This window comes from Leucobacter tenebrionis, from assembly GCF_019884725.1.
Taxonomy (GTDB): domain Bacteria; phylum Actinomycetota; class Actinomycetes; order Actinomycetales; family Microbacteriaceae; genus Leucobacter; species Leucobacter tenebrionis.
Window position 1 is genome coordinate 235,086 of the sequence record NZ_CP082322.1, and the last position, 19,114, is coordinate 254,199.

Annotated in this window: 15 protein-coding genes; 5 read left to right on the forward strand and 10 right to left on the reverse strand. The window is 68.7% G+C overall.

The genetic code is table 11. From position 1 onward, the window contains the following. Nucleotides 1–93: 93 nt before the first annotated feature. The 4 genes from acnA to dut form a co-directional block, all read right to left on the reverse strand. Complete coding sequence (acnA, locus tag KVY00_RS01100) at nucleotides 94–2,781, reverse strand: aconitate hydratase AcnA (RefSeq protein WP_223043927.1); 2,688 nt, start codon at nucleotides 2,779–2,781, stop codon at nucleotides 94–96. Nucleotides 2,782–2,934: 153 nt separating this feature from the next. After that, nucleotides 2,935–3,687: a DUF3159 domain-containing protein gene (locus tag KVY00_RS01105; protein WP_255572703.1), complete on the reverse strand. Its 753-nt coding sequence runs from the start codon at nucleotides 3,685–3,687 to the stop codon at nucleotides 2,935–2,937. Next, nucleotides 3,684–4,367: a DUF3710 domain-containing protein gene (locus KVY00_RS01110; RefSeq protein WP_223043928.1), complete on the reverse strand. Its 684-nt coding sequence runs from the start codon at nucleotides 4,365–4,367 to the stop codon at nucleotides 3,684–3,686. The genes KVY00_RS01105 and KVY00_RS01110 overlap by 4 nt, the downstream gene beginning before the upstream one ends. A gap of 64 nt (nucleotides 4,368–4,431) precedes the next feature. Then, nucleotides 4,432–4,869, reverse strand: a complete 438-nt coding sequence (gene dut / locus KVY00_RS01115; RefSeq protein ID WP_223043929.1) for a dUTP diphosphatase — start codon at nucleotides 4,867–4,869, stop codon at nucleotides 4,432–4,434. Nucleotides 4,870–4,959: 90 nt separating this feature from the next. Between dut and KVY00_RS01120 the strand changes: the two genes are divergently transcribed. Beyond that, on the forward strand, nucleotides 4,960–5,427 hold the full coding sequence (locus KVY00_RS01120) for a DUF3093 domain-containing protein (RefSeq protein ID WP_223043930.1): 468 nt from the start codon (nucleotides 4,960–4,962) through the stop codon (nucleotides 5,425–5,427). Between the two features lie 143 nt (nucleotides 5,428–5,570). Here KVY00_RS01120 and KVY00_RS01125 read toward each other — a convergent pair whose 3' ends face one another. Then, on the reverse strand, nucleotides 5,571–5,861 hold the full coding sequence (locus tag KVY00_RS01125) for a DUF4193 domain-containing protein (protein ID WP_223045128.1): 291 nt from the start codon (nucleotides 5,859–5,861) through the stop codon (nucleotides 5,571–5,573). A gap of 234 nt (nucleotides 5,862–6,095) precedes the next feature. Between KVY00_RS01125 and sepH the strand changes: the two genes are divergently transcribed. Then, on the forward strand, nucleotides 6,096–7,304 hold the full coding sequence (gene sepH / locus KVY00_RS01130) for a septation protein SepH (RefSeq protein ID WP_223043931.1): 1,209 nt from the start codon (nucleotides 6,096–6,098) through the stop codon (nucleotides 7,302–7,304). Between the two features lie 62 nt (nucleotides 7,305–7,366). On the opposite strand, the gene KVY00_RS01135 is transcribed toward sepH, so the two are convergent. Next, a complete protein-coding gene (locus KVY00_RS01135) occupies nucleotides 7,367–8,581 on the reverse strand; it encodes an alkaline phosphatase family protein (RefSeq protein WP_255572704.1) in 1,215 nt (404 codons plus the stop codon). A gap of 10 nt (nucleotides 8,582–8,591) precedes the next feature. On the opposite strand from KVY00_RS01135, the gene KVY00_RS01140 reads away from it, so the two are divergent. Then, nucleotides 8,592–11,045 carry a DNA gyrase/topoisomerase IV subunit A gene (locus tag KVY00_RS01140; RefSeq protein WP_223043933.1) on the forward strand — a complete coding sequence of 818 codons (2,454 nt, stop codon included), beginning with the start codon at nucleotides 8,592–8,594 and terminating at the stop codon, nucleotides 11,043–11,045. A gap of 121 nt (nucleotides 11,046–11,166) precedes the next feature. Here KVY00_RS01140 and KVY00_RS01145 read toward each other — a convergent pair whose 3' ends face one another. Both KVY00_RS01145 and KVY00_RS01150 read right to left on the reverse strand, forming a co-directional pair. Next, on the reverse strand, nucleotides 11,167–11,724 hold the full coding sequence (locus KVY00_RS01145; protein ID WP_223043934.1) for a hypothetical protein: 558 nt from the start codon (nucleotides 11,722–11,724) through the stop codon (nucleotides 11,167–11,169). A 755-nt stretch (nucleotides 11,725–12,479) separates the two neighbouring features. Continuing rightward, a complete protein-coding gene (locus tag KVY00_RS01150; protein WP_223043935.1) occupies nucleotides 12,480–14,612 on the reverse strand; it encodes a DNA gyrase/topoisomerase IV subunit B in 2,133 nt (710 codons plus the stop codon). Nucleotides 14,613–14,811: 199 nt separating this feature from the next. Between KVY00_RS01150 and KVY00_RS01155 the strand changes: the two genes are divergently transcribed. After that, complete coding sequence (locus tag KVY00_RS01155) at nucleotides 14,812–15,033, forward strand: DUF7455 domain-containing protein (RefSeq protein WP_223043936.1); 222 nt, start codon at nucleotides 14,812–14,814, stop codon at nucleotides 15,031–15,033. A 78-nt stretch (nucleotides 15,034–15,111) separates the two neighbouring features. On the opposite strand, the gene KVY00_RS01160 is transcribed toward KVY00_RS01155, so the two are convergent. Both KVY00_RS01160 and KVY00_RS01165 read right to left on the reverse strand, forming a co-directional pair. Further along, nucleotides 15,112–16,407 carry an RNA polymerase sigma factor gene (locus KVY00_RS01160; RefSeq protein ID WP_223043937.1) on the reverse strand — a complete coding sequence of 432 codons (1,296 nt, stop codon included), beginning with the start codon at nucleotides 16,405–16,407 and terminating at the stop codon, nucleotides 15,112–15,114. A gap of 182 nt (nucleotides 16,408–16,589) precedes the next feature. Beyond that, the gene (locus KVY00_RS01165; RefSeq protein ID WP_223043938.1) at nucleotides 16,590–17,537 is read right to left on the reverse strand and encodes a proteasome assembly chaperone family protein; all 948 of its coding nucleotides are present in this window, start codon (nucleotides 17,535–17,537) and stop codon (nucleotides 16,590–16,592) included. A 180-nt stretch (nucleotides 17,538–17,717) separates the two neighbouring features. On the opposite strand from KVY00_RS01165, the gene lpdA reads away from it, so the two are divergent. Then, nucleotides 17,718–19,091 carry a dihydrolipoyl dehydrogenase gene (lpdA, locus tag KVY00_RS01170; protein WP_223043939.1) on the forward strand — a complete coding sequence of 458 codons (1,374 nt, stop codon included), beginning with the start codon at nucleotides 17,718–17,720 and terminating at the stop codon, nucleotides 19,089–19,091. The last annotated feature ends 23 nt before the right edge of the window (nucleotides 19,092–19,114 follow it).

The following is a 19,114-nucleotide window of genomic DNA, read 5'->3' on the forward strand; positions in this document are numbered from 1 at the left end:
CTTCGTCCGGTTGCCGCGGCTCGGCGGATACGGAAAAGGCCCGGGCGCCATCGCGCCCGGGCCTTTCCCGTCAGTCGGCTCTTATCGCCCCGCTCAGACGAGCGAGCGAAGCACGTACTGCAGAATTCCGCCGTTGCGGTAGTAGTCGGCCTCACCCGGGGTGTCGATGCGCACGATCGCGTCGAACGCGACCTGCGTGCCGTCGGCCTTCGTCGCGGTGACGGCGACCGTCTTCGGGGTCACGCCCTCGTTGAGCTTCTCGACGCCCGTGATGTCGAAGGTCTCGGTGCCGTCGAGTCCGAGGCTGTCGGCGCTCTCGCCCTGGGGGAACTGCAGCGGCAGCACACCCATGCCGATCAGGTTCGAGCGGTGGATGCGCTCGAAGCTCTCGGTGATGACCGCCTTCACGCCCAGCAGGCGCGTGCCCTTCGCCGCCCAGTCGCGCGAAGAACCCGAACCGTACTCCTTGCCGCCGAGCACGACGAGCGGGATGCCCGCGGCCTGGTAGTTCTGGCAGGCGTCGTAGACGTAGGCCTGGGGGCCGCCCTCCTGGGTGAAGTCGCGGGTGAAACCGCCCTCGACGCCCTTGCCGCCGTTCTCACCGGCGAGCAGCTGGTTGCGGATGCGGATGTTCGCGAAGGTGCCGCGGATCATGACCTCGTGGTTGCCGCGGCGCGAGCCGTAGGTGTTGAAGTCCTTCGGCGCGATGCCGTTGGCGACGAGGTACTGACCGGCCGGGGTCTCGGCCTTGAAGCTGCCCGCGGGGCTGATGTGGTCGGTGGTGACCGAATCGCCGAGCTTCAGCAGCACGCGCGCGCCCGAGATGTCGCTGACGGGCTCGGGCTCGAGCTGCATGCCGTCGAAGTAGGGCGCCTTGCGCACGTAGGTCGACTTCTCGTCCCACTCGAAGGTGTTGCCGGTGGGCGTGGGCAGCGACTTCCAGTGCTGGTCGCCGTCGAACACCGTTGCGTACTTGCTGTTGAACATGCCGGAGTCGATCGACGCGTCGGCGATCTTCTGCACCTCGACCGGGTCGGGCCAGATGTCGCGCAGGAACACGTCGTTGCCCGCCTCGTCCTGGCCGAGCGGCTCGGCGTCGAAGTCGAAGTCCATCGTGCCCGCCAGCGAGTAGGCGACCACGAGGGGCGGGCTCGCGAGGTAGTTCATCTTGATGTCGGGGTTGATGCGGCCCTCGAAGTTGCGGTTGCCCGAGAGCACCGCGGTGACGGCGAGGTCGTTCTCGTTGACGGCGTTCGAGATCTCCTCGTTGAGGGGACCCGAGTTGCCGATGCACGTCATGCAGCCGTAGCCGACGAGGTAGAAGCCGAGCGCCTCGAGGTCGTCGCGCAGACCCGACTTCTCGTAGTAGTCCGTGACGACCTTGGAACCGGGGGCGAGAGTGGTCTTCACCCACGGCTTGGCCTTGAGCCCCTTGGCCACGGCGTTGCGGGCGAGCACGCCTGCGGCGAGCATGACCGACGGGTTCGAGGTGTTGGTGCACGAGGTGATCGAGGCGAGGGTCACCGCGCCGTGATCGAGCTCGAACTCGCGGCCCGACCCGTCCTTCACCTTGGCGGGGTTCGCGGCCTGGGCGTAGTTCTTGAGGTCGGTCTCGAACTGGGTCTTCGCGTTGGTGAGCTCGATGCGGTCCTGCGGGCGCTTCGGGCCGGCGATCGAGGAGACCACGGTCGACAGGTCGAGCTCGAGGTACTCGCTGAACTCGGGCTCGCGGGAGGGATCGTGCCACATGCCCTGGGCCTGGGTGTACGCCTTGACGAGCTCGATCTGCTCCTCGGGGCGGCCGGTGAGGCGCATGTAGTCGAGCGTGACGTCGTCGACCGGGAACATGGCGGCGGTCGAACCGAACTCGGGGCTCATGTTGCCGATGGTGGCGCGGTTGGCGAGCGGCACCGAGCTGACGCCCTCGCCGTAGAACTCGACGAACTTGCCGACCACGCCGTGCTTGCGCAGCATCTGGGTGATGGTGAGCACGACGTCGGTGGCGGTCACGCCGGCGGGGATCTGGCCCGAGAGCTTGAAGCCGACGACGCGCGGGATCAGCATCGAGATGGGCTGGCCGAGCATCGCGGCCTCGGCCTCGATGCCGCCCACGCCCCAGCCGAGCACGCCGAGGCCGTTCTCCATGGTGGTGTGGGAGTCGGTGCCGACACAGGTGTCGGGATAGGCCTGCACCACGCCGTCGACCTCACGGGTGAAGGTGACGCGCGCCAGGTACTCGATGTTGACCTGGTGCACGATGCCGGTGCCCGGGGGCACGACCTTGAAGTCGTCGAAGGCGCCCTGGCCCCAGCGGAGGAACTGGTAGCGCTCGCCGTTGCGCTGGTACTCGATCTCGACGTTCTTCGCGAAGGCGTCCTCGCGGCCGTAGACATCGGAGATGACCGAGTGGTCGATGACGAGCTCCGCGGGGGCGAGCGGGTTGATCTTGTCGGGATCGCCGCCGAGGTCGGTGACGGCCTCGCGCATCGTGGCGAGGTCGACGACGCAGGGAACGCCGGTGAAGTCCTGCATGATCACGCGGGCGGGCGTGAACTGGATCTCGGTGTCGGGCTCGGCCGCGGGATCCCAGCCGCCGAGGGCCTCGATATGCTGCCGCGTCACGTTGGCACCGTCCTCGGTGCGCAGCAGGTTCTCGAGCAGCACCTTGAGGCTGTACGGCAGGCGCTCGTGCCCCGGCACCTGATCGATCCGGAAGATCTCGTATTCCTTCTCGCCGACGGCGAGGGTGCCCTTCGCACCGAAGCTGTTGACCGCTGTCATTGCAGTTCCTCCACTCATGTCCCGACACTCCGCATCCGCGAGGTGCGCTGAGGCTATTTATCTCGATGTCGAGATAATTCTACACCGGATCCGGGTGTGCTCAGATCACTCTACCGGAGGGCGGAGCCCAGGCCCCGCTTCGATTTCACGGCGCTAATCATCAGATGATGTGGCGTCGTTCTTGGCGCTGTCGAGCGAGGCGGAGACGCGGCTGAGCACGAGCCAGGTCAGGATCGCCGCGAGTGCGAACAGCGGAACGCCCATGAGCAGCCGGGCGAGTCCCAGCGCGTCGACCGCGGCGGCGTCGCCGCCCTGCGCTGCGAAGTAGAGCGGCAGCTGCACGGCGAGTCTCGCACCGAACGCCACGATCCAAAACACTGTGCAGAGGTTCGCGGCGCGCCGGAGCACGGGCGTCTTGCGCCACTCGGTGAGCGAACCGCGCAGGAAGCCGAGAAGCAGGCCGATGAGCGGCCAACCCACGAGCAGCGAGACGGCGTGCGCTGCGATCCACGCCGCGTTGATCCAGAAACCGGGCAGGTAGTAGTCCTCGCCGCGGCCGGTGAACAGCGTCACGCCGACGCAGACCACGACGCCGATCAGCCCCGACAGGGCGGCCTGGACCGGCTCGCGGCGGATCAGGCGCCAACCGAAGGCCACCAGCGCCAGCGCGAGCGGGGCGATCGCGGATACGCGAGCGTCGCGGGTGAAGACGAAGACCGCCAGGTAGAGCGTCGCAGGCACGAGCGTCTCGGCGATCCCGCGCCAACCGCCGATCGCCTGCAGCACGCCGCGGGCGGAGACGCTCTCACCGCTGAGACCCGCCTCGACGACTCCCCCGAGGCCGCCTCGCGCCGCAGCCCCGCGCGGTGCGGCGCCCGCTCCAGCGTCGCGCTCCCCCTCGCTCACGCCTCCTGAGCCCCGCTCCCGGGCGAGCCGTCGGCGGCGGGCGGGGTCTGGCGCTGCGCCTGCACGCCCGCGGGCACTCGGAGCGGCAGCAGCTCGCTCGGCGGCATCGGCTGCTCGCCGCGCACGACCACGAGCTCTCGGAACAGATCGATCACGCGCTCGCGCGCGGCGGCATCGACCGCGGCCTTGCCCATGATCACTCCGCGCAGCATCCAGCGGGGGCCGTCGACCGCCACGAAGCGGGCCACGCGAGAGCCGCCGCCCTGCTCAGCGGGAACCGGGGTCTGCGCCACCAGTTCGGGCCCGAGGTCGCCGGTTTCCTCGGCGACCATCGCGCCCTGCGACGCCATCTGCTGCGCGAGATCCGCGCGCACGCCGTTCCAGAGACCGGTGCTCTTCGGCGCGGCGAACGCCTGCACCTGCAGCAGGGACTCCGCGTAGTCGAGCGAGACGGCGACGACGCGGTTCGCCCGCTCGTCAACCTCGAGGCGCAGCTGCAGCCCCTCCCGGGGTGCGACCTTGATGCCGCCCAGGTCGACGTAGGGGCGCATCGACGGCACCTCGCTCGCGTCGAACGGGCCGTTCTCTGCGCGGTCCTTGGGCGCCGACTTCGAATCGTCGATCTGGGGAGCCTGCGGTTCGCTCAGCTCGATCTCATCGGCCTGTCGTTCTTCGCTCATACTCGAACACTCCTTGCTCGCGCCCGTTCCACCGGGCATTACGTCTGATTATGCGGGCGCGGACTCAGCCGCGCACCCCCGTCGAGCCGAACCCTCCCGCGCCGCGCTCGCTCGAGGGCAGCTCGTCGACCGGCACGAACACGGCTCGGGAGACCGGCGTGATGATCACCTGGGCGATGCGGTCGCCGACCTCGACCCGGAACGGCTGCTCCCGGTCCGTGTTGAGCAAGGTCACCTTGATCTCGCCACGGTACCCGGCGTCGATCGTGCCCGGCGAGTTCACGACGGTGATGCCGTGCTTCGCCGCGAGGCCGCTGCGGGGCACGACGAACGCGGCGTAGCCCTCCGGCAGCGCGATCGCCACGCCGGTGCCGATCAGCGCGCGCTCCCCCGGCTGCAGCACCGCCGCCTCCGCGGAGAACAGATCGGCGCCTGCATCGTCGGAATGCGCGTACCGGGGCGGAACCTCGGCTCGGATGGGGATCTCTACGACATCGGTCACCCGCACAGGCTACCGGATCGAGCCAGGAACCCCTGTGAAGCCTGCCGGGGCATTCGGGGTTCTCGACACCGCGCGGAGGATAATGGAGGCATGACGAGTCGAACCGCAGTAAATACCACCGCCCGCAGCTACCGGGAGCGGCTCGTACCCGGGATCGGGTTCTTCATCGCGCTGCTGCTGCTCGTGCCGGCCGTCGCCCTCGTGCTGACGCCGGTCAACGCCGGGATCGCCCTGCCCACGGGCATCGCCGTCTACCTCATCGTCGCGGGCGCGATCACCCTCATGTGCCCCGTCGTCTCGGTGCAGAACGGGCGCCTCGTCGCGGGCCGCGCCGAGATCCCGGTGAGCGAGCTCGGGCGCATCGAACTCCTCGGTGCGGACGGTATGCGGGCCGCGATCGGCCCCGGCGTCGACGCGCGCAGCTACCTCGTCGTGCGCGGTTGGATCCACCGCGGTGTGCGCATCGAGAACATCGACGCCGCAGATCCCGCGCCGCAGTGGATCATCACCACTCGCCACCCGCAGAAGCTCGCGGAGGCCATCGAGGCGGCGCGCTAGGAATGCGAGGCCATCGGCAGGTCTAGCCCGCGCATTCCCGCGGCAGTGGCCGCGGCGCGGAATGCGCTAGAACGCCCGCGGCAGTGGCCGCACCGGCTTTCGCGCAAAACGCTGGCGCGTTTTGCCTCAGCTCAAGCCGCGATTCAGCCCGCGCATTCCGCGCAGATCGGGCCGAGGTCGGTCTGCTCCGCCATCTGCGAGCGGTGACGCACCAGGAAGCAGCTCACGCAGGTGAACTCGTCGTCCTGCTGCGGCAGCACCACCACGTCGAGCTCGATATCGGACAGGTCCGAACCGCCCATGTTGAAGCTCGGGTTGTCGGCATCCTCTGAGTCGATGCCGGAGGCACCCTTCGCCGGTCCGCGTTCCTTCAGAGCCTCGATGGACTCGGCTTCTTCCTCGGACTTGCGCGGGGCGTCGTAATCGGTGGCCATTCTCTCCTGCATTCCCGTGCCGCGGTGCGGCACCTCATCGTTCGAGCGGCCATAGTCTGCCCTACGATCAGGCTCCGGCGCAAACTGTTCAGCCGGGAGTTCTCTGAGCGCGAATTCCGGCGGACTCGGATCCGCAGCTCGAGCCGCGTGATTCTTTCCCACGCGCCGAGTCAATACCGCGGTTCGGCGCCGTTCTGTGGCAGCCTGGGTCGCGACTCACGAAGGGATGCGCCGATGGACGAACTGCGCTTTGTGCGACGCGAAGACCGCTCGCTGATCGTTGCGAACGAGGCCGGCGAGGAATTCAGCCTCGTTGTCGACGACGCCGTGCTCAGCGAGATGCGGCACCTGAGCCGTCGCGAACGAGGCGACACCTCGCGTGTGCGCCCCCGTGAGATCCAGGCCCTGATCCGCGCCGGCAAGACGCGCTCCCAGGTGGCGGAGCTCACCGGCCTCGAAGAGGCCGACATCGAGCGGTACGAGGAGCCGGTCATCGCCGAGCGCAACTACGTGCTCGAGCGGGCTCACGCCGTCCCCGTGCGCACCAGCTCGGACGACGACGGCGAGCAGCGCTTCGGCGCGGTCATCGCGGAGCGTCTCATCGCCCTCGGATCGGACACGAGCGAGTGGTCGTCGTGGCGCGACCCCGAAACCGGCTGGATGATCTCCCTCGAGTTCATCTCCCGAGACGTGGCGCATCGCGCGGTCTGGTCGTTCGAGCACCGCAAGGGCCTCCTCTCGCCGGTCAACCCGGACGCGGTCAACCTGTCGAAGCAGGGCGATGTGGGAGACCGGCTGATCCCGAAGCTCAGGGCCGTCGACAGCGAGGAGCCCGCGAACCGCTTCGAGTCGGGTGCGTTCGCATCCTCGGGGGGCGGGACGGAGGATCCCGAGGCCTCGGACGAGTCGCAGACGGAGCAGGGATCCCGGACCGAGCGGGCGGATGAAACCGATACCGTGCCGGAGACGACGGCGCCGCTCTCGGACGCGAACGCCGAGTACCAGCGCCGCAGGGAGATCGACCAGCGAGCGATCAAGACGGAGAACGCGAATTCGGATCTGAGCCAGACCGCGGATCTGCTCGACGCCCTGCGCAAGCGGCGCGGAGAGCGGGATCGCAGCCGCGGAATCGCCGACGAGCAGCTCGACTCCCCCGCGCCGGTCGAGCCGGAAGCCTCGGACCGCGGCCGCGATCCGGAGCCGGCGCCGGCCGCCCCCCGCAGCATCTGGGGTGCCGCGGGCGTGTCCGGTGACGCCGATCGCGGCGAGCGTGGCGGTCGCAACGGCCGCGGCGCGCAGCAGCCCGAGTCGGCGCGCGAGGCTCCGAAGGGACGCAAGGGCGAGCCCGCGGAGGGCGAGCGGGGAGCACGCAAGGGGCGGGCGTCGATCCCGAGCTGGGACGACATCCTCTTCGGCACCCGGAGCGACGAGGACCCCGCGTAACCCGACCGGATTCAAGGAACGCAACCGCCGCGGCTGCGGCGGGCCCGCCCGATTCGCAGGGCTCAGCCGGCGGCACGCACCTCGGCGGAGGCAACGGCTGATGCGAACCCGGTTCCCGCGAGCGCTCCCGCGAGTGCAAGTGGAACTCCGCGTTCATCCTCGCTGAAGGAGCCGTGCTGGCCGACCATCTCGAGCGAGCGCGGATCGTCGGCGCTGCTGTAGTACGCCACCTGCTTGCGCGCCGCGATGATCACGTCGCCGAGCCGCGGGGCCACAGGGTCCGCGACGGGGCCGAAGCAGCCTGAAGCGATCGCCTGATCCCGCGTCGCGACCCAAGCCCGTGCCCCCTCGGCCGCGGCCCACTCGCGGGCCACGCTATCGGCGTCCGCGCCCTCCCGCAGATAGAGCGAGCGGAAACGTGGCTCTCCCCCGACTTCCGCCACGTCGGCGAACAGTTCGGGATCCGCATCGAGCATGATCTGCTGGTGCGGCCCGACATCGACGATCCCGTGGTCCGCGGTCACCACGACACCGACGTCCGCGGGCAGGGCTCGCAGGAACGCGTCGAGCTCGCCGTCGAGGCGCTCCAGCCGGCGAACCCAGGCGTCGCTCTGCCAGCCGTGCTCGTGCGCCGCCTTGTCGAGCTCGTCGACGTACAGGTAGGCGACGACGGGATCGCCGCTGCGCAGCAGCTGCGAGGCCACGGCGAAGCGATCCTCGATCCTCTGCCCCGCGTGATACTCCGCGCCTCCCAGGATCGCCTCCGTCAGCCCGCCGGTCGCGTGCGCCGGCCTTCCGATGGCCACGGCGCGCGCGCCGATCGCGCTGGCGATCCCGAACAGCGGTGCCGCCCGCTGCCACGCTCGGCGGTCGTCGATGCCCTCCCAATCCTTGAGAGTCGTGACGAGACCCAGCTCCGGATGCCGGATCCGGTACCCGATCAGGCCGTGCTGGCCCGGCAGGCGGCCGGTGGTGAGCGTGGTGAGGGCCGCGCCCGTCGTCGAGGGAGCGACCGTCTCGATGCGCCGCCGGGGCAGCCGGGCGAGGGCGGGAGCTTGTCCCTTGCGGGCGTTCAGATTCGCGTGGCCGAGGCCGTCGACCACGATCATCACGAACGATCGGAGCGCGGGCAGCCGCTCGGGATCCGGGATCGGCACTCCGGGGGCCGCGTCGAACGCGGCGCGGGGCTCGATCCCGAGCCCCAGAGCGACCGCTGAGATGCCGCTTGGCAGAATCGCGGCCAGCCTCACGCCGTTGTCGGCGGTCGTCGGTAGCATGTTCTCCATTATGACGGAAGCCCGAAGTGACGCCCCCCATGAACTGGCCGGGGAACGCATCGAAGACATCGATATCTCGCAGGAGATGGAGGGATCGTTCCTCGAGTACGCGTACTCGGTGATCTACTCCCGCGCGCTGCCCGACGCGCGAGACGGCCTCAAGCCCGTGCAGCGCCGCATCCTCTTCATGATGCAGGACATGGGGCTGCGTCCCGAGAAGGGGCACGTGAAGTCGGCGCGCGTGGTCGGCGAGGTCATGGGCAAGCTGCACCCGCACGGCGACGCCTCGATCTACGACGCCCTCGTGCGTCTCGCGCAGGGCTTCGCCATGCGCCTGCCCCTCGTCGACGGGCACGGCAATTTCGGGTCGCTCGACGACGGCCCGGCCGCGTCGCGCTACACCGAGGCCCGCCTCACGGGCGCGGCGCTCGCGATGACCGAGGCGCTCGACGAAGACGTGGTCGACTTCGTGCCGAACTACGACAACCAGATCATGCAGCCCGACGTGCTGCCCTCGGCGGTGCCCAACCTGCTGGTGAACGGGGCGAGCGGCATCGCGGTGGGCATGGCCACGAACCTCGCGCCGCACAACCTCGTCGAGGTGGTCGACGGAGCGAAGCACCTGCTGCACCACCCCGAGGCGACGGTCGACGAGCTCATGGAGTTCATTCCGGGCCCCGACCTGCCCGGCGGCGGCATCATCGTCGGGCTCGACGGGGTCAAGGACGCGTACCGCACCGGTCGCGGGGCCTTCCGCACCCGCGCGAAGGTCGCGGTCGAGCAGCTCGGCCCCCGCCGCACGGGCCTCGTCGTCACCGAACTGCCGTACCTCGTCGGCCCCGAACGCGTGATCGAGAAGATCAAGCAGGGCGTCGAGGCGAAGAAGCTCTCGGGCATCTCCGACGTGGCCGACCTCACCGACCGCAAGAACGGGCTGCGCCTCGTCATCACGCTCAAGACGGGCTTCTCCCCCGAGGCCGTGCTCGAGCAGCTCTACCGCTACACGCCACTCGAGGACTCGTTCAGCATCAACTCGGTCGCACTCGTCAACGGTCAGCCGCAGACGCTCGGCCTGCGCGAGATGCTGCGCGTCTTCCTCGACCACCGCATCTCCGTCATCACCCGGCGCAGCGAGTTCCGGCTCAAGAAGCGGCGCGAGCGCCTGCACCTCGTCGAGGGCCTGCTCATCGCGATCCTCGACATCGACGAGGTCATCCAGCTCATCCGCACGAGCGACGACGCCGAGACCGCGCGCACGCGACTCATGCAGGTGTTCGACCTCTCCGAGGCGCAGGCCGAGTACATCCTCGAACTGCGGCTGCGCCGCCTCACCAAGTTCTCCCGCGTCGAACTCGAAGCCGAGCGCGACGAGCTGCGGGCCGAGATCGAAGCGCTGCTCGAGATCCTCGGCAGCGACGAGAGGCTGCGCGCGGTCGTCGCCGACGAGCTGGACCAGGCGGCCGAGGCCTTCGGCACGCCCCGCCGCACCGTGCTCACGGGAGCCGTGGCCCGGCCCGCGCGAGCCTCGGCGGCGGCGAAATCGCTCGAGGTCGCGGACACCCCGTGCACCGTGCTGCTCTCGGCCACGGGCCGCGCGCTGCGCATCGATCGGGACCCGGAGGCTCCCGACTCCCCGCGCTCAGCCTCGCGCGCGACCAAGCACGGGGCCATCATGTCGAGCGCCGAAAGCACCGTGCGCGGAGAGCTCGGCGCGATCCTCAGCGACGGCAGCCTGCACCGCTTCACCCCGGTCGATCTCCCCATCGTCCCCGCCGCATCCATCGCGTTCTCGGCGGGCGTGAAGATCGCTGACTACCTCGGCCTCACCGACAAGAAGCTGCGTGTCGTGGGGCTCGTGCCGCTCGATACCGAGACCCCGATCGGATTGTTCACCGAGCAGGGGACGGTGAAGCGCGTCGTGCTCACCGACCTGCCCGCCAAGCCCGAGTTCGAGGTCATCGGACTCAAGGCCGGCGACCGCCTCATCGGCGCCTTCGCGGCCCCCGACGACTCAGAGTTCGCGGTCGTGACGAGCGACGCGCAGCTGCTGCGGTTCCCCGCCTCAGCGGTGCGGCCGCAGGGGCGCCCGGCCGCCGGCATGGCGGGCATCAGGCTCGGCGACGAGGCCCGCGTCGTCTTCGCCGGGGCCGTGCCCGAGGGCGCCGAGGCCCGCGTCGTCACGGTAGCCGACAGCTCGATCACGCTGCCCGGCACCGATGTGGCGACGGCGAAGGTCTCGGACTGGGCGGAGTTCCCCGCGAAGGGGCGCGCGACCGGCGGCGTGCGGGCGCAGCGCTTCCTGAAGTGGGAGGATCAGATCGCCTGCGCCTGGGTCGGCACGGGTGAACCGCGCGCGCTGGCCGCCGACGGTTCGGCGCGCAAGCTGCCCACGGAGCTCGGCAAGCGCGACGGGTCGGGCCAGCCGATCGACGGCGCCGCCGCCTACGTGGGCGTAGCGCCGTAGGAGCGCGGCAGGGGGTCGTCCCGAAATCGGGGTCGCTTGCTGCGTTTATTTCGGCTCGGAAGCGCCCTCAGCGACCCCGATTCTCTCAGATGTTCAAGGCTGCGGAGGTCTCTGCTCGACCTTATGGGGACCAACCCCCTTTGATGAGAGCCTCGAAGGTCTGATCCCGAAGCTTGTGCGGTTCTCGGTAGAGCAGCGACGAGGTGACGCGGATCGGATCCCAATCCGCGCGCACGTAGTCCCGAAGCTTCTGTACGTCCCGATGCCACTGCTTCCGCCGCACTCTGTGATGGTCCCCCTCGTACTCGTGCAGCACCCGGAACTCGGGGAAGGCGATCTCGCTGCACCCCAGGAAGCGACCCGCTGAGTCATACACATCGAAATCGAGCTCAGGTTCGGGGGCTCCCCACTCTGCCAGCGCGAGGCGCAGATGCGTTTCCGGGGCGGAGGCACTGTGCGTCGAGAGGAGCGGGAGCATCTCGAGCAGGGCCGCTCCGCCGCGCCGATACGGCGCAGCGGCAGATGCCTCGAGTTCTTCGAGCGTGGCGTGGGGAGGCCGGGACAACCGTTGCGTTCCGGCGATCCGCGGCAGATGGATCGCACCCTCCCCGAGTGCTATCGCGTCCCGCCGGCTGAGGCGGGGCCCGAGCATGCTCCAAGTGGTGGGAACGTCGCTCACCGGAACCCCCTCGTGAACGACTACGCGTGCGAGGTGCGGGGCGATCCTGTATCCGATCACCCCTGCCATCCGCGGCGCACGGCGAGGCGACAGACAGGCGACCTCGAGCGCGTCCCCTGGGGTCGCGGGCACCGGTAACCGCCAGGGTGCAGCGGCGGTGCGACCGCAGAAGAACCGACCGGGCGGCAACTCGGGTGCCAGGGCCCTGGCGAGTTGCCGCTGGCGCCTGCGCCAGGCGGACGCGGGGTGCGGGTTGAGATCCTCGATCTCGTCGTCGTACATATCGCGTCGACGATAGACAGCGCGAAAGGGGTGCTCCAGGTCGCGGCCACGCAGTCGCGCCTGCGTCACGCCGTGCTCGCGGGCGGCTCGGGTGGAGAAAGCAGCCCCGAGTTCATCCGGGAGCGGGGTGAGGAGACGCGGCATGTGCCCAGTCTCGCCGTAGGAGACAGGCCGAAGGCCTGTTTCAGCGAGAATGTGCATAACTCTCGGACCAGAGTCGCAGAGCAGACTCTGTGAGCGAGGTTCAGCCGCTTGCGGTCGATCCGACCGACCCGACCGAGCCGCCTCCGAGCACACCCCCCTCGGCCCGCTTCTTCTGGAATCGGGGTCGCTCGCGGCGTCTATTTCGGCACGGAAGCGTCCTGAGCGACCCCAATTTCGGAAAAGGGCGGGAAGGCATGACAGGGCGGGGACGGGAAGGGAATGAAAGGGTGGGGACGGGCCGAATCTTCGAAAGGTTGATCGGGGCGGGCTCAGGCGTCGATGCGCTCCCGATCCAGGTCGTCCGCGTTCTCCACGATGAACTCCTTGCGCGGAGCCACCTCGTTGCCCATCAGCAGCTCGAAGACCTTCGAGGCCGCCTGCGCATCCTCCACCCGGACGCGGCGCAGAGCCCGCTGCGAGCGGTCCATCGTGGTCTCCGCAAGCTGATCCGCGTCCATCTCGCCGAGGCCCTTGTACCGCTGGATGGGCTCCTGGTACTTCTTGCCGCGACGGCGCAGATCCGCCAGGAGCGTGTTGAGCTCGCGTTCGCTGTAGGTGTAGATCACGTCGTTGGGCTTGCGGCCCGAGTTCTGCACGATCACCCGATGCAGCGGGGGCACCGCGGCGTAGACCCGACCGGCCTCGAGCATGGGGCGCATGTAACGGAAGAACAGGGTCAGCAGCAGCGTGCGGATGTGCGCGCCGTCGACGTCGGCGTCGCTCATCAGGATCACCTTGCCGTAGCGAGCCGCCTCGAGATCGAAGTCCCGGCCCGATCCCGCGCCGATCACCTTGATGATGGCTCCGCACTCCACGTTGCTCAGCATCTCGGCGACCGAGGCCTTCTGCACATTGAGGATCTTGCCGCGGATCGGAAGCAGCGCCTGGAACTCGCTGTCGCGAGCCGGCCGGGCGGTGCCCAGGGCGCTGTCGCCCTCGACGATGAAGAGCTCGGTCTCGGCGACGTTCTTCGATCGGCAGTCGATGAGCTTCGCCGGCAGCGAGGAGCTCTCGAGCGAGCTCTTCCGTCGTGCCGTGTCGCGCTGGGCGCGGAGCGCGATCCTCGCCTTCATCTCCGAGACCATCTTCTCGAGCAGTGCGCCGGTCTGCGCCTTGTCGTCGCGCTTGGTTGACTCGTAGCGCTGCTCGAGGCCCTTGACGATCGCGCGCGACACGATCGAGCGCACCGCGGCGGTGCCGAGCACCTCCTTCGTCTGACCCTCGAACTGGGGCTCGGGCACCCGCACCGTGACGACGGCGGTCAGGCCGGTGAGGATGTCGTCTTTGTCGGGCTTGTCGCTCCCGGCCTTGAGCTTGCGCGCGTTCTGCTCGATCTGCTTGCGGAAGAACCTCGTGAGGCCCTGCTCGAAGCCGCTCAGGTGGGTGCCGCCCTTCGGGGTGGCGATGATGTTGACGAAGCTCTGCACCTCGGTGTCGTAGCCGGTGCCCCAGCGCAGAGCGATGTCGACATCGCAGTGCCGCTCGACCTCGCGCGACACGAGGTGGCCGGTCTTCTCGTCCATCACCGGCACCGTCTCGGTGAAGGTGCCCCCGTCGCTCACCCGCCAGGTGTCGGTGAGCGGCGCATCGACGGCGAGGTAATCGACGAACTCGGAGATGCCGCCCTCGTACTCGAACCGGTGCACGGCGGGCGCGCCCGATTCATCGAGCGACTCGGCGCGCTGATCGGTGATCTCGATGGCGAGGCCGGGCACGAGGAACGCGGTCTGGCGGGCGCGGGTGACGAGCGATTCGGGCTCGAAGCGGGCGGAGGCGAGGAAGATCTGCGGATCGGCCCAGTAGCGCACGCGCGTGCCGGTCACGCCCTTCTTCACCTTGCCGACGACACGGAGCTCGGACGACTCCTCGAAGGGCGTGAATGCGGCATCGGGGCCTTCGCCGTCGAACACACCGGGCTCGCCGTGGCGGAACGACATCGCCCAGGTCTTGCCGTCACGATCCACTTCGACGTCGAGACGAGAGGAGAGCGCATTGACGACCGAGGCTCCGACGCCGTGCAGACCGCCCGAGGAGGCGTAGCCGCCCCCGCCGAACTTGCCGCCCGCGTGCAGCTTCGTGAAGACGAGCTCGACGCCGGAGAGGCCGCTCTTGGGTTCGACATCGACGGGGATGCCCCGACCGCGATCGCTGACGGTGACACTGCCGTCGGCGTGCAGGGTGATGCCGATCTCCGTGCCGTGGCCCGAGAGCGCCTCGTCGACCGAGTTGTCGATGATCTCCCAGAGGCAGTGCATGAGCCCGCGGGAGTCGGTCGTGCCGATGTACATGCCGGGGCGCTTGCGCACCGCTTCGAGACCTTCGAGGACGGTCAGATGGCGCGCCGAATAGTTCGACTCCTCCGACCGGGGCTTCGGGGTGGTGGCTGAAGACTCAGATGCCACTGCGGGATCTCCTCTGCTCGTATGGACGCGTCTACCCTAGGGCAAACCTCGGACACTCACGGTCTGGCGGTTCGGCGAGTGAGGATCTGGCGCGTCCGTCGCTACGCGCACAGCGAACCGTCCCGGTATCCAGCCCGAAAACGGTCGGGGCGTGCTTGGATAGAGGTGCATCGATTGATCGGATGAACGGGAGGATGCCATGACGACACTCGAGCAGGATCGTGCGACCGAGGTCGAGGCAGCGGATCGCCCGCTCAGTGCCCTGGACCGCTGCGACAGCTGCGGCGCCCAGGCCTATGTGCGCGTGATGCTGAACGGCAGCGAGCTGCTGTTCTGCGCCCACCACGCCAACAAGCACGAGGCGAAGCTTCGCCCGCTGGCCGAGGTGTGGCACGACGAGAGCCACCGTCTCCAGGCCTGAGCCGGACGACGAAAAAGGCCCCGCCCCTGATGAGTTCAGGGGCGGGGCCTTTCTCTGTCGCGTTGCTTCAGGACCGGATCACTCCAGGTAATCGCGCAGCTGCTGCGACCGCGAGGGGTGGCGCAGCTTCGCCATGGTCTTCGACTCGATCTGACGGATGCGCTCGCGGGTCACCCCGAAGGTGTCGCCGATCTGGTCGAGGGTCTTGGGCATGCCGTCGCCGAGTCCGAAGCGCATGCGGATCACGCCGGCCTCGCGCTCGGACAGCGAGTCGAGCAGCTGCTCGAGCTGCTGCTGCAGCATGGTGAAGCCCACCGCGTCGGCCGGAACGACCGCCTCGGTGTCCTCGATGAGGTCGCCGAACTCGCTGTCGCCGTCCTCGCCGAGCGGCGTGTGCAGCGAGATCGGCTCGCGGCCGTACTTCTGCACCTCGACGACCTTCTCAGGGGTCATGTCGAGCTCGCGACTCAGCTCCTCGGGGGTGGGCTCGCGGCCCAGGTCCTGCAGCATCTGGCGCTGCACGCGGGCGAGCTTGTTGATGACCTCGACCATGTGCACCGGGATGCGGATCGTACGGGCCTGGTCGGCCATGGCGCGGGTGATGGCCTGGCGGATCCACCAGGTGGCGTAGGTCGAGAACTTGAAGCCCTTGGTGTAGTCGAACTTCTCGACGGCGCGGATCAGGCCGAGGTTGCCCTCCTGGATGAGATCGAGGAATTGCATGCCGCGGCCGGTGTAGCGCTTGGCGAGCGAGACCACGAGACGCAGGTTCGCGCCGAGCAGGTGGCTCTTCGCGCGCTGTCCGTCGCGAGCGACCCACTTGAGCTCGCGGGTGAGCTTCTTGGGGAGGTTCTTCTCGGTGGCGAGCTTCTCCTCGGCGAAGAGGCCGGCCTCGATGCGCATCGCGAGCTCGACCTCCTCCGCTGCGTTGAGGAGCGCGACCTTGCCGATCTGCTTCAGGTAGTCCTTGACGGGATCGGCCGTAGCCCCGGGGATCGCGGTCGTGACGGCGGGAACGTCCTCCTCATCGGAGGCCTTCAGCACGATCGCGCCGGTCGGCAGCGGCTCGGTCACGACGGGCGAGGGCTTCTCCTCCTCGACGACCTCCGCCGACTCCTCCTCGACCTCGGCATCCACCTCGTCGAGCAGGTCGTCCTTCTTGGCGCGTCGAGTCGCGGGCTTCTTGGCCGCGGCGGTCTTCTTCGTCGCGGTCTTCTTGGCAGCGGGAGCCTTCTTCGCGGCGGCCTTCTTCGGCGCAGCGGTTTCGGTTGCGGCGGTGTCCTCCGCCGCGACGACCTGCTCGGTCGCCTCGGAATCCTTCTTCGCCGCTTTCGCGGACGTCGCACGAGTCCTGGTCTTGGATGCAGTTGCCACGCAGCCGCCTCTCTGTCTGGTGTCTCCGCCGGAGTCGTCGATGGTGCCGACGGGTGCTCACAGCATGAAAACCCATGTCAAGCCCGTTGTATTCCCGAAAACGGGAAAACGCTGGATTGAATGGGTTACGACCTCTATTATTGCACGTCGCGCAGCGGCCGATCGACCGCGCGCCGGGGTGCTCAGCCTCGGGGCTCGCCGTCGTCCTCGCCGTCGTCGGATCCGGATCCCGCCTGGCGCTCGGCCAGGAAGCGCTCGAGTTCGCTCGCGAGCTGCTCGGCCGTGGGGATCATGCCGTCTTCACCGACGAGCGGGGAACGGATCGTCTGATCCTCCATATAGGCGTCGTAGCGCTCCTCGAGCGTCCGAACCATGTCCAGGGACTCCTGGTTGCTCGCGATCTGCTGGTCGACCTGGGCCATGAACTTGCGCGAGGCCTCCCGCACCGAGTCGGTCGAGAGGATGAGCCCCGTCGCGGCCATGATGCCGTCGAGAGCCGCGTAGAGCGCCTCCGGGTACTCGGTGTTCGCGAGGTAGTGCGGAATCAGCAGGGCGAAGCCGACGACCTCCTCCCCCATGCCGTGCAGGCGGTACTCCAGCACGTGGGCCGCGGAGGCCGACAGCCGTGTGGTCGGGCGCCAGGCCGAACGCTCCTCGATGAGATCGTCACGGGATCCGCTGACGGTCGTCGCGACGGGTCGGGTGTGCGGCACGGGCATCGGGATCGCGTGCGACCACACCGTGGTGGACACCTCGAACTCGTGCACCAGCAGCAGAACCGAATCGATGAACTGGTCCCATCGGAAGTCCGGCTCGTAGCCGCTCAGGAGGAGGAACGGGCTCCCGAGCTCGTCGTGCACGAGGCTGAGGGTCAGCTCCTCGGGCGAATAGTCGATCAGGTGGTCCTCGTCGAAGGTGATCACGGGCCGCCTGGCGCGGTAGTCGAGCAGGAGGTCGGCGTTGAAGCGCAGCAGCTCTTGCGGCTCGTAGCGGCTCCAGAGGTATTCCTCGAGCTGGGAGATCGCCCCGCCGGCATCGGTCAGCCCCTGCATGGCGACCACGAGCGGAAGCCCGCGCGGCACCGCTGCGCGTCGCTCGGCGTAGTCTGCGGAGAAGATCGAATCGGTCACCCTTCCATCCTAGGGAGACGGGGCGCCCGTGGCGCGGCCCGGAGTCACGCCCGTAGCGAACCCGCAGCCGCGCTGCAACGCCCGCTGCGCCGATCATCGCCGGGTGTAGGCTGGACGCAGTGCGCCCGACACCATCCCGGGCGGCAGTACCCATTGCGAACACCCCGAGGGAGATCCCACTTGGCCGATCAGCAGTTTGACATCGTCGTCCTGGGCGGCGGAAGCGCCGGTTACGCAGCCGCCATCCGCGCCAAACAACTCGGATTCAGCGCCGCCGTCATCGAGAAGGACAAGCTCGGAGGGACCTGCCTGCATCGCGGGTGCGTGCCGACCAAGGCGCTGCTCCACTCGGCGGAGATCGCCGACGTGGCCAGGGAGGGCGAGGCCTACGGCGTGCTCTCGAGCGTCTCGGGTGTCGATATCGCGGGTGTCACCCGTTTCCGCGAGAATCTCGTGGCCGGCAAGTTCAAGGGTCTGCAGGGGCTGCTCAAGGCCAACGGCATCACGGTCATCGCGGGCGAGGGCCGGCTCGTCTCCCCCACGACCGTGCAGGTCGGTGAGGATCGGGTGATCGGCAAGCACGTCGTGCTCGCGACCGGCTCCTACTCGCGATCGCTGCCCGGTCTCGAGATCGGCGGTCGCGTCATAGCGAGCGAGCACGCTCTCGAGCTGCAGGAGATCCCGAAGCGCGTGGTCATCCTCGGCGGTGGAGTGATCGGCGTCGAGTTCGCGAGTGTCTGGCGCTCCTTCGGCGCCGAGGTCACGATCGTCGAGGGTCTGCCCCACCTCGTCCCCAACGAGGAGGAGTCGGTCTCGAAGCAGCTCGAGCGCGCCTTCCGCAAGCGCGGCATCGACTTCAAGGTCGGCGTGCGCTTCCAGTCGGTGTCCCAGGATGCGAACGGTGTGACGGTCTCGCTCGAGGACGGCACCCAGCTCGAGGCTGACTACCTGCTCGTGGCCGTCGGACGAGGCCCCGCCACGCAGGGACTCGGGTTCGAGGAGGTCGGCGTCGAGATGGATCGCGGCTTCGTGCTGACGAACGAGCGCCTCGCGACGAACGTGCCGGGCGTCTACGCCGTCGGCGACATCGTCCCCGGTCTCCAGCTCGCCCACCGCGGCTACCAGCAGGGCATCTTCGTCGCGGAGGAGATCGCCGGCCTCAACCCCGTCGTGGTGCAGGACGTGAACATTCCGAAGGTGACCTACTGCGATCCCGAGATCGCCTCCGTCGGCCTCACCGAGGCGAAGGCCAAGGAGCAGTTCGGCGCTGAGAACGTCTCGAGCTACGAGTACAACCTCGCGGGCAACGCCAAGAGCTCGATCCTCGGCACCGCCGGAACGGTCAAGGCCGTGCGCGTCAACGACGGCCCCGTCGTCGGAGTGCACATGATCGGTGCACGAGTCGGCGAACTCGTCGGCGAGGCTCAGCTCATCGTCAACTGGGAGGCCTACCCCGAGGACGTCGCGCCCTTCATCCACGGCCACCCCACCCAGAACGAGACCATCGGCGAGACCATGCTCAAGCTCGCGGGCAAGCCGCTCCACGCCATCTGAGCGCGGCCGACAGACTTTTACGA

Coding starts and splice junctions, on each gene's coding strand:
- KVY00_RS01155 (WP_223043936.1), top strand. CDS start 14,812: ATGACGACACTCGAGCAGGATCGTGCGACCGAGGTCGAGGCAGCGGAT.
- KVY00_RS01135 (WP_255572704.1), bottom strand. CDS start 8,581: ATGCTACCGACGACCGCCGACAACGGCGTGAGGCTGGCCGCGATTCTG.
- sepH (WP_223043931.1), top strand. CDS start 6,096: ATGGACGAACTGCGCTTTGTGCGACGCGAAGACCGCTCGCTGATCGTT.
- KVY00_RS01120 (WP_223043930.1), top strand. CDS start 4,960: ATGACGAGTCGAACCGCAGTAAATACCACCGCCCGCAGCTACCGGGAG.
- KVY00_RS01140 (WP_223043933.1), top strand. CDS start 8,592: ATGACGGAAGCCCGAAGTGACGCCCCCCATGAACTGGCCGGGGAACGC.
- KVY00_RS01125 (WP_223045128.1), bottom strand. CDS start 5,861: ATGGCCACCGATTACGACGCCCCGCGCAAGTCCGAGGAAGAAGCCGAG.
- acnA (WP_223043927.1), bottom strand. CDS start 2,781: ATGACAGCGGTCAACAGCTTCGGTGCGAAGGGCACCCTCGCCGTCGGC.
- KVY00_RS01110 (WP_223043928.1), bottom strand. CDS start 4,367: ATGAGCGAAGAACGACAGGCCGATGAGATCGAGCTGAGCGAACCGCAG.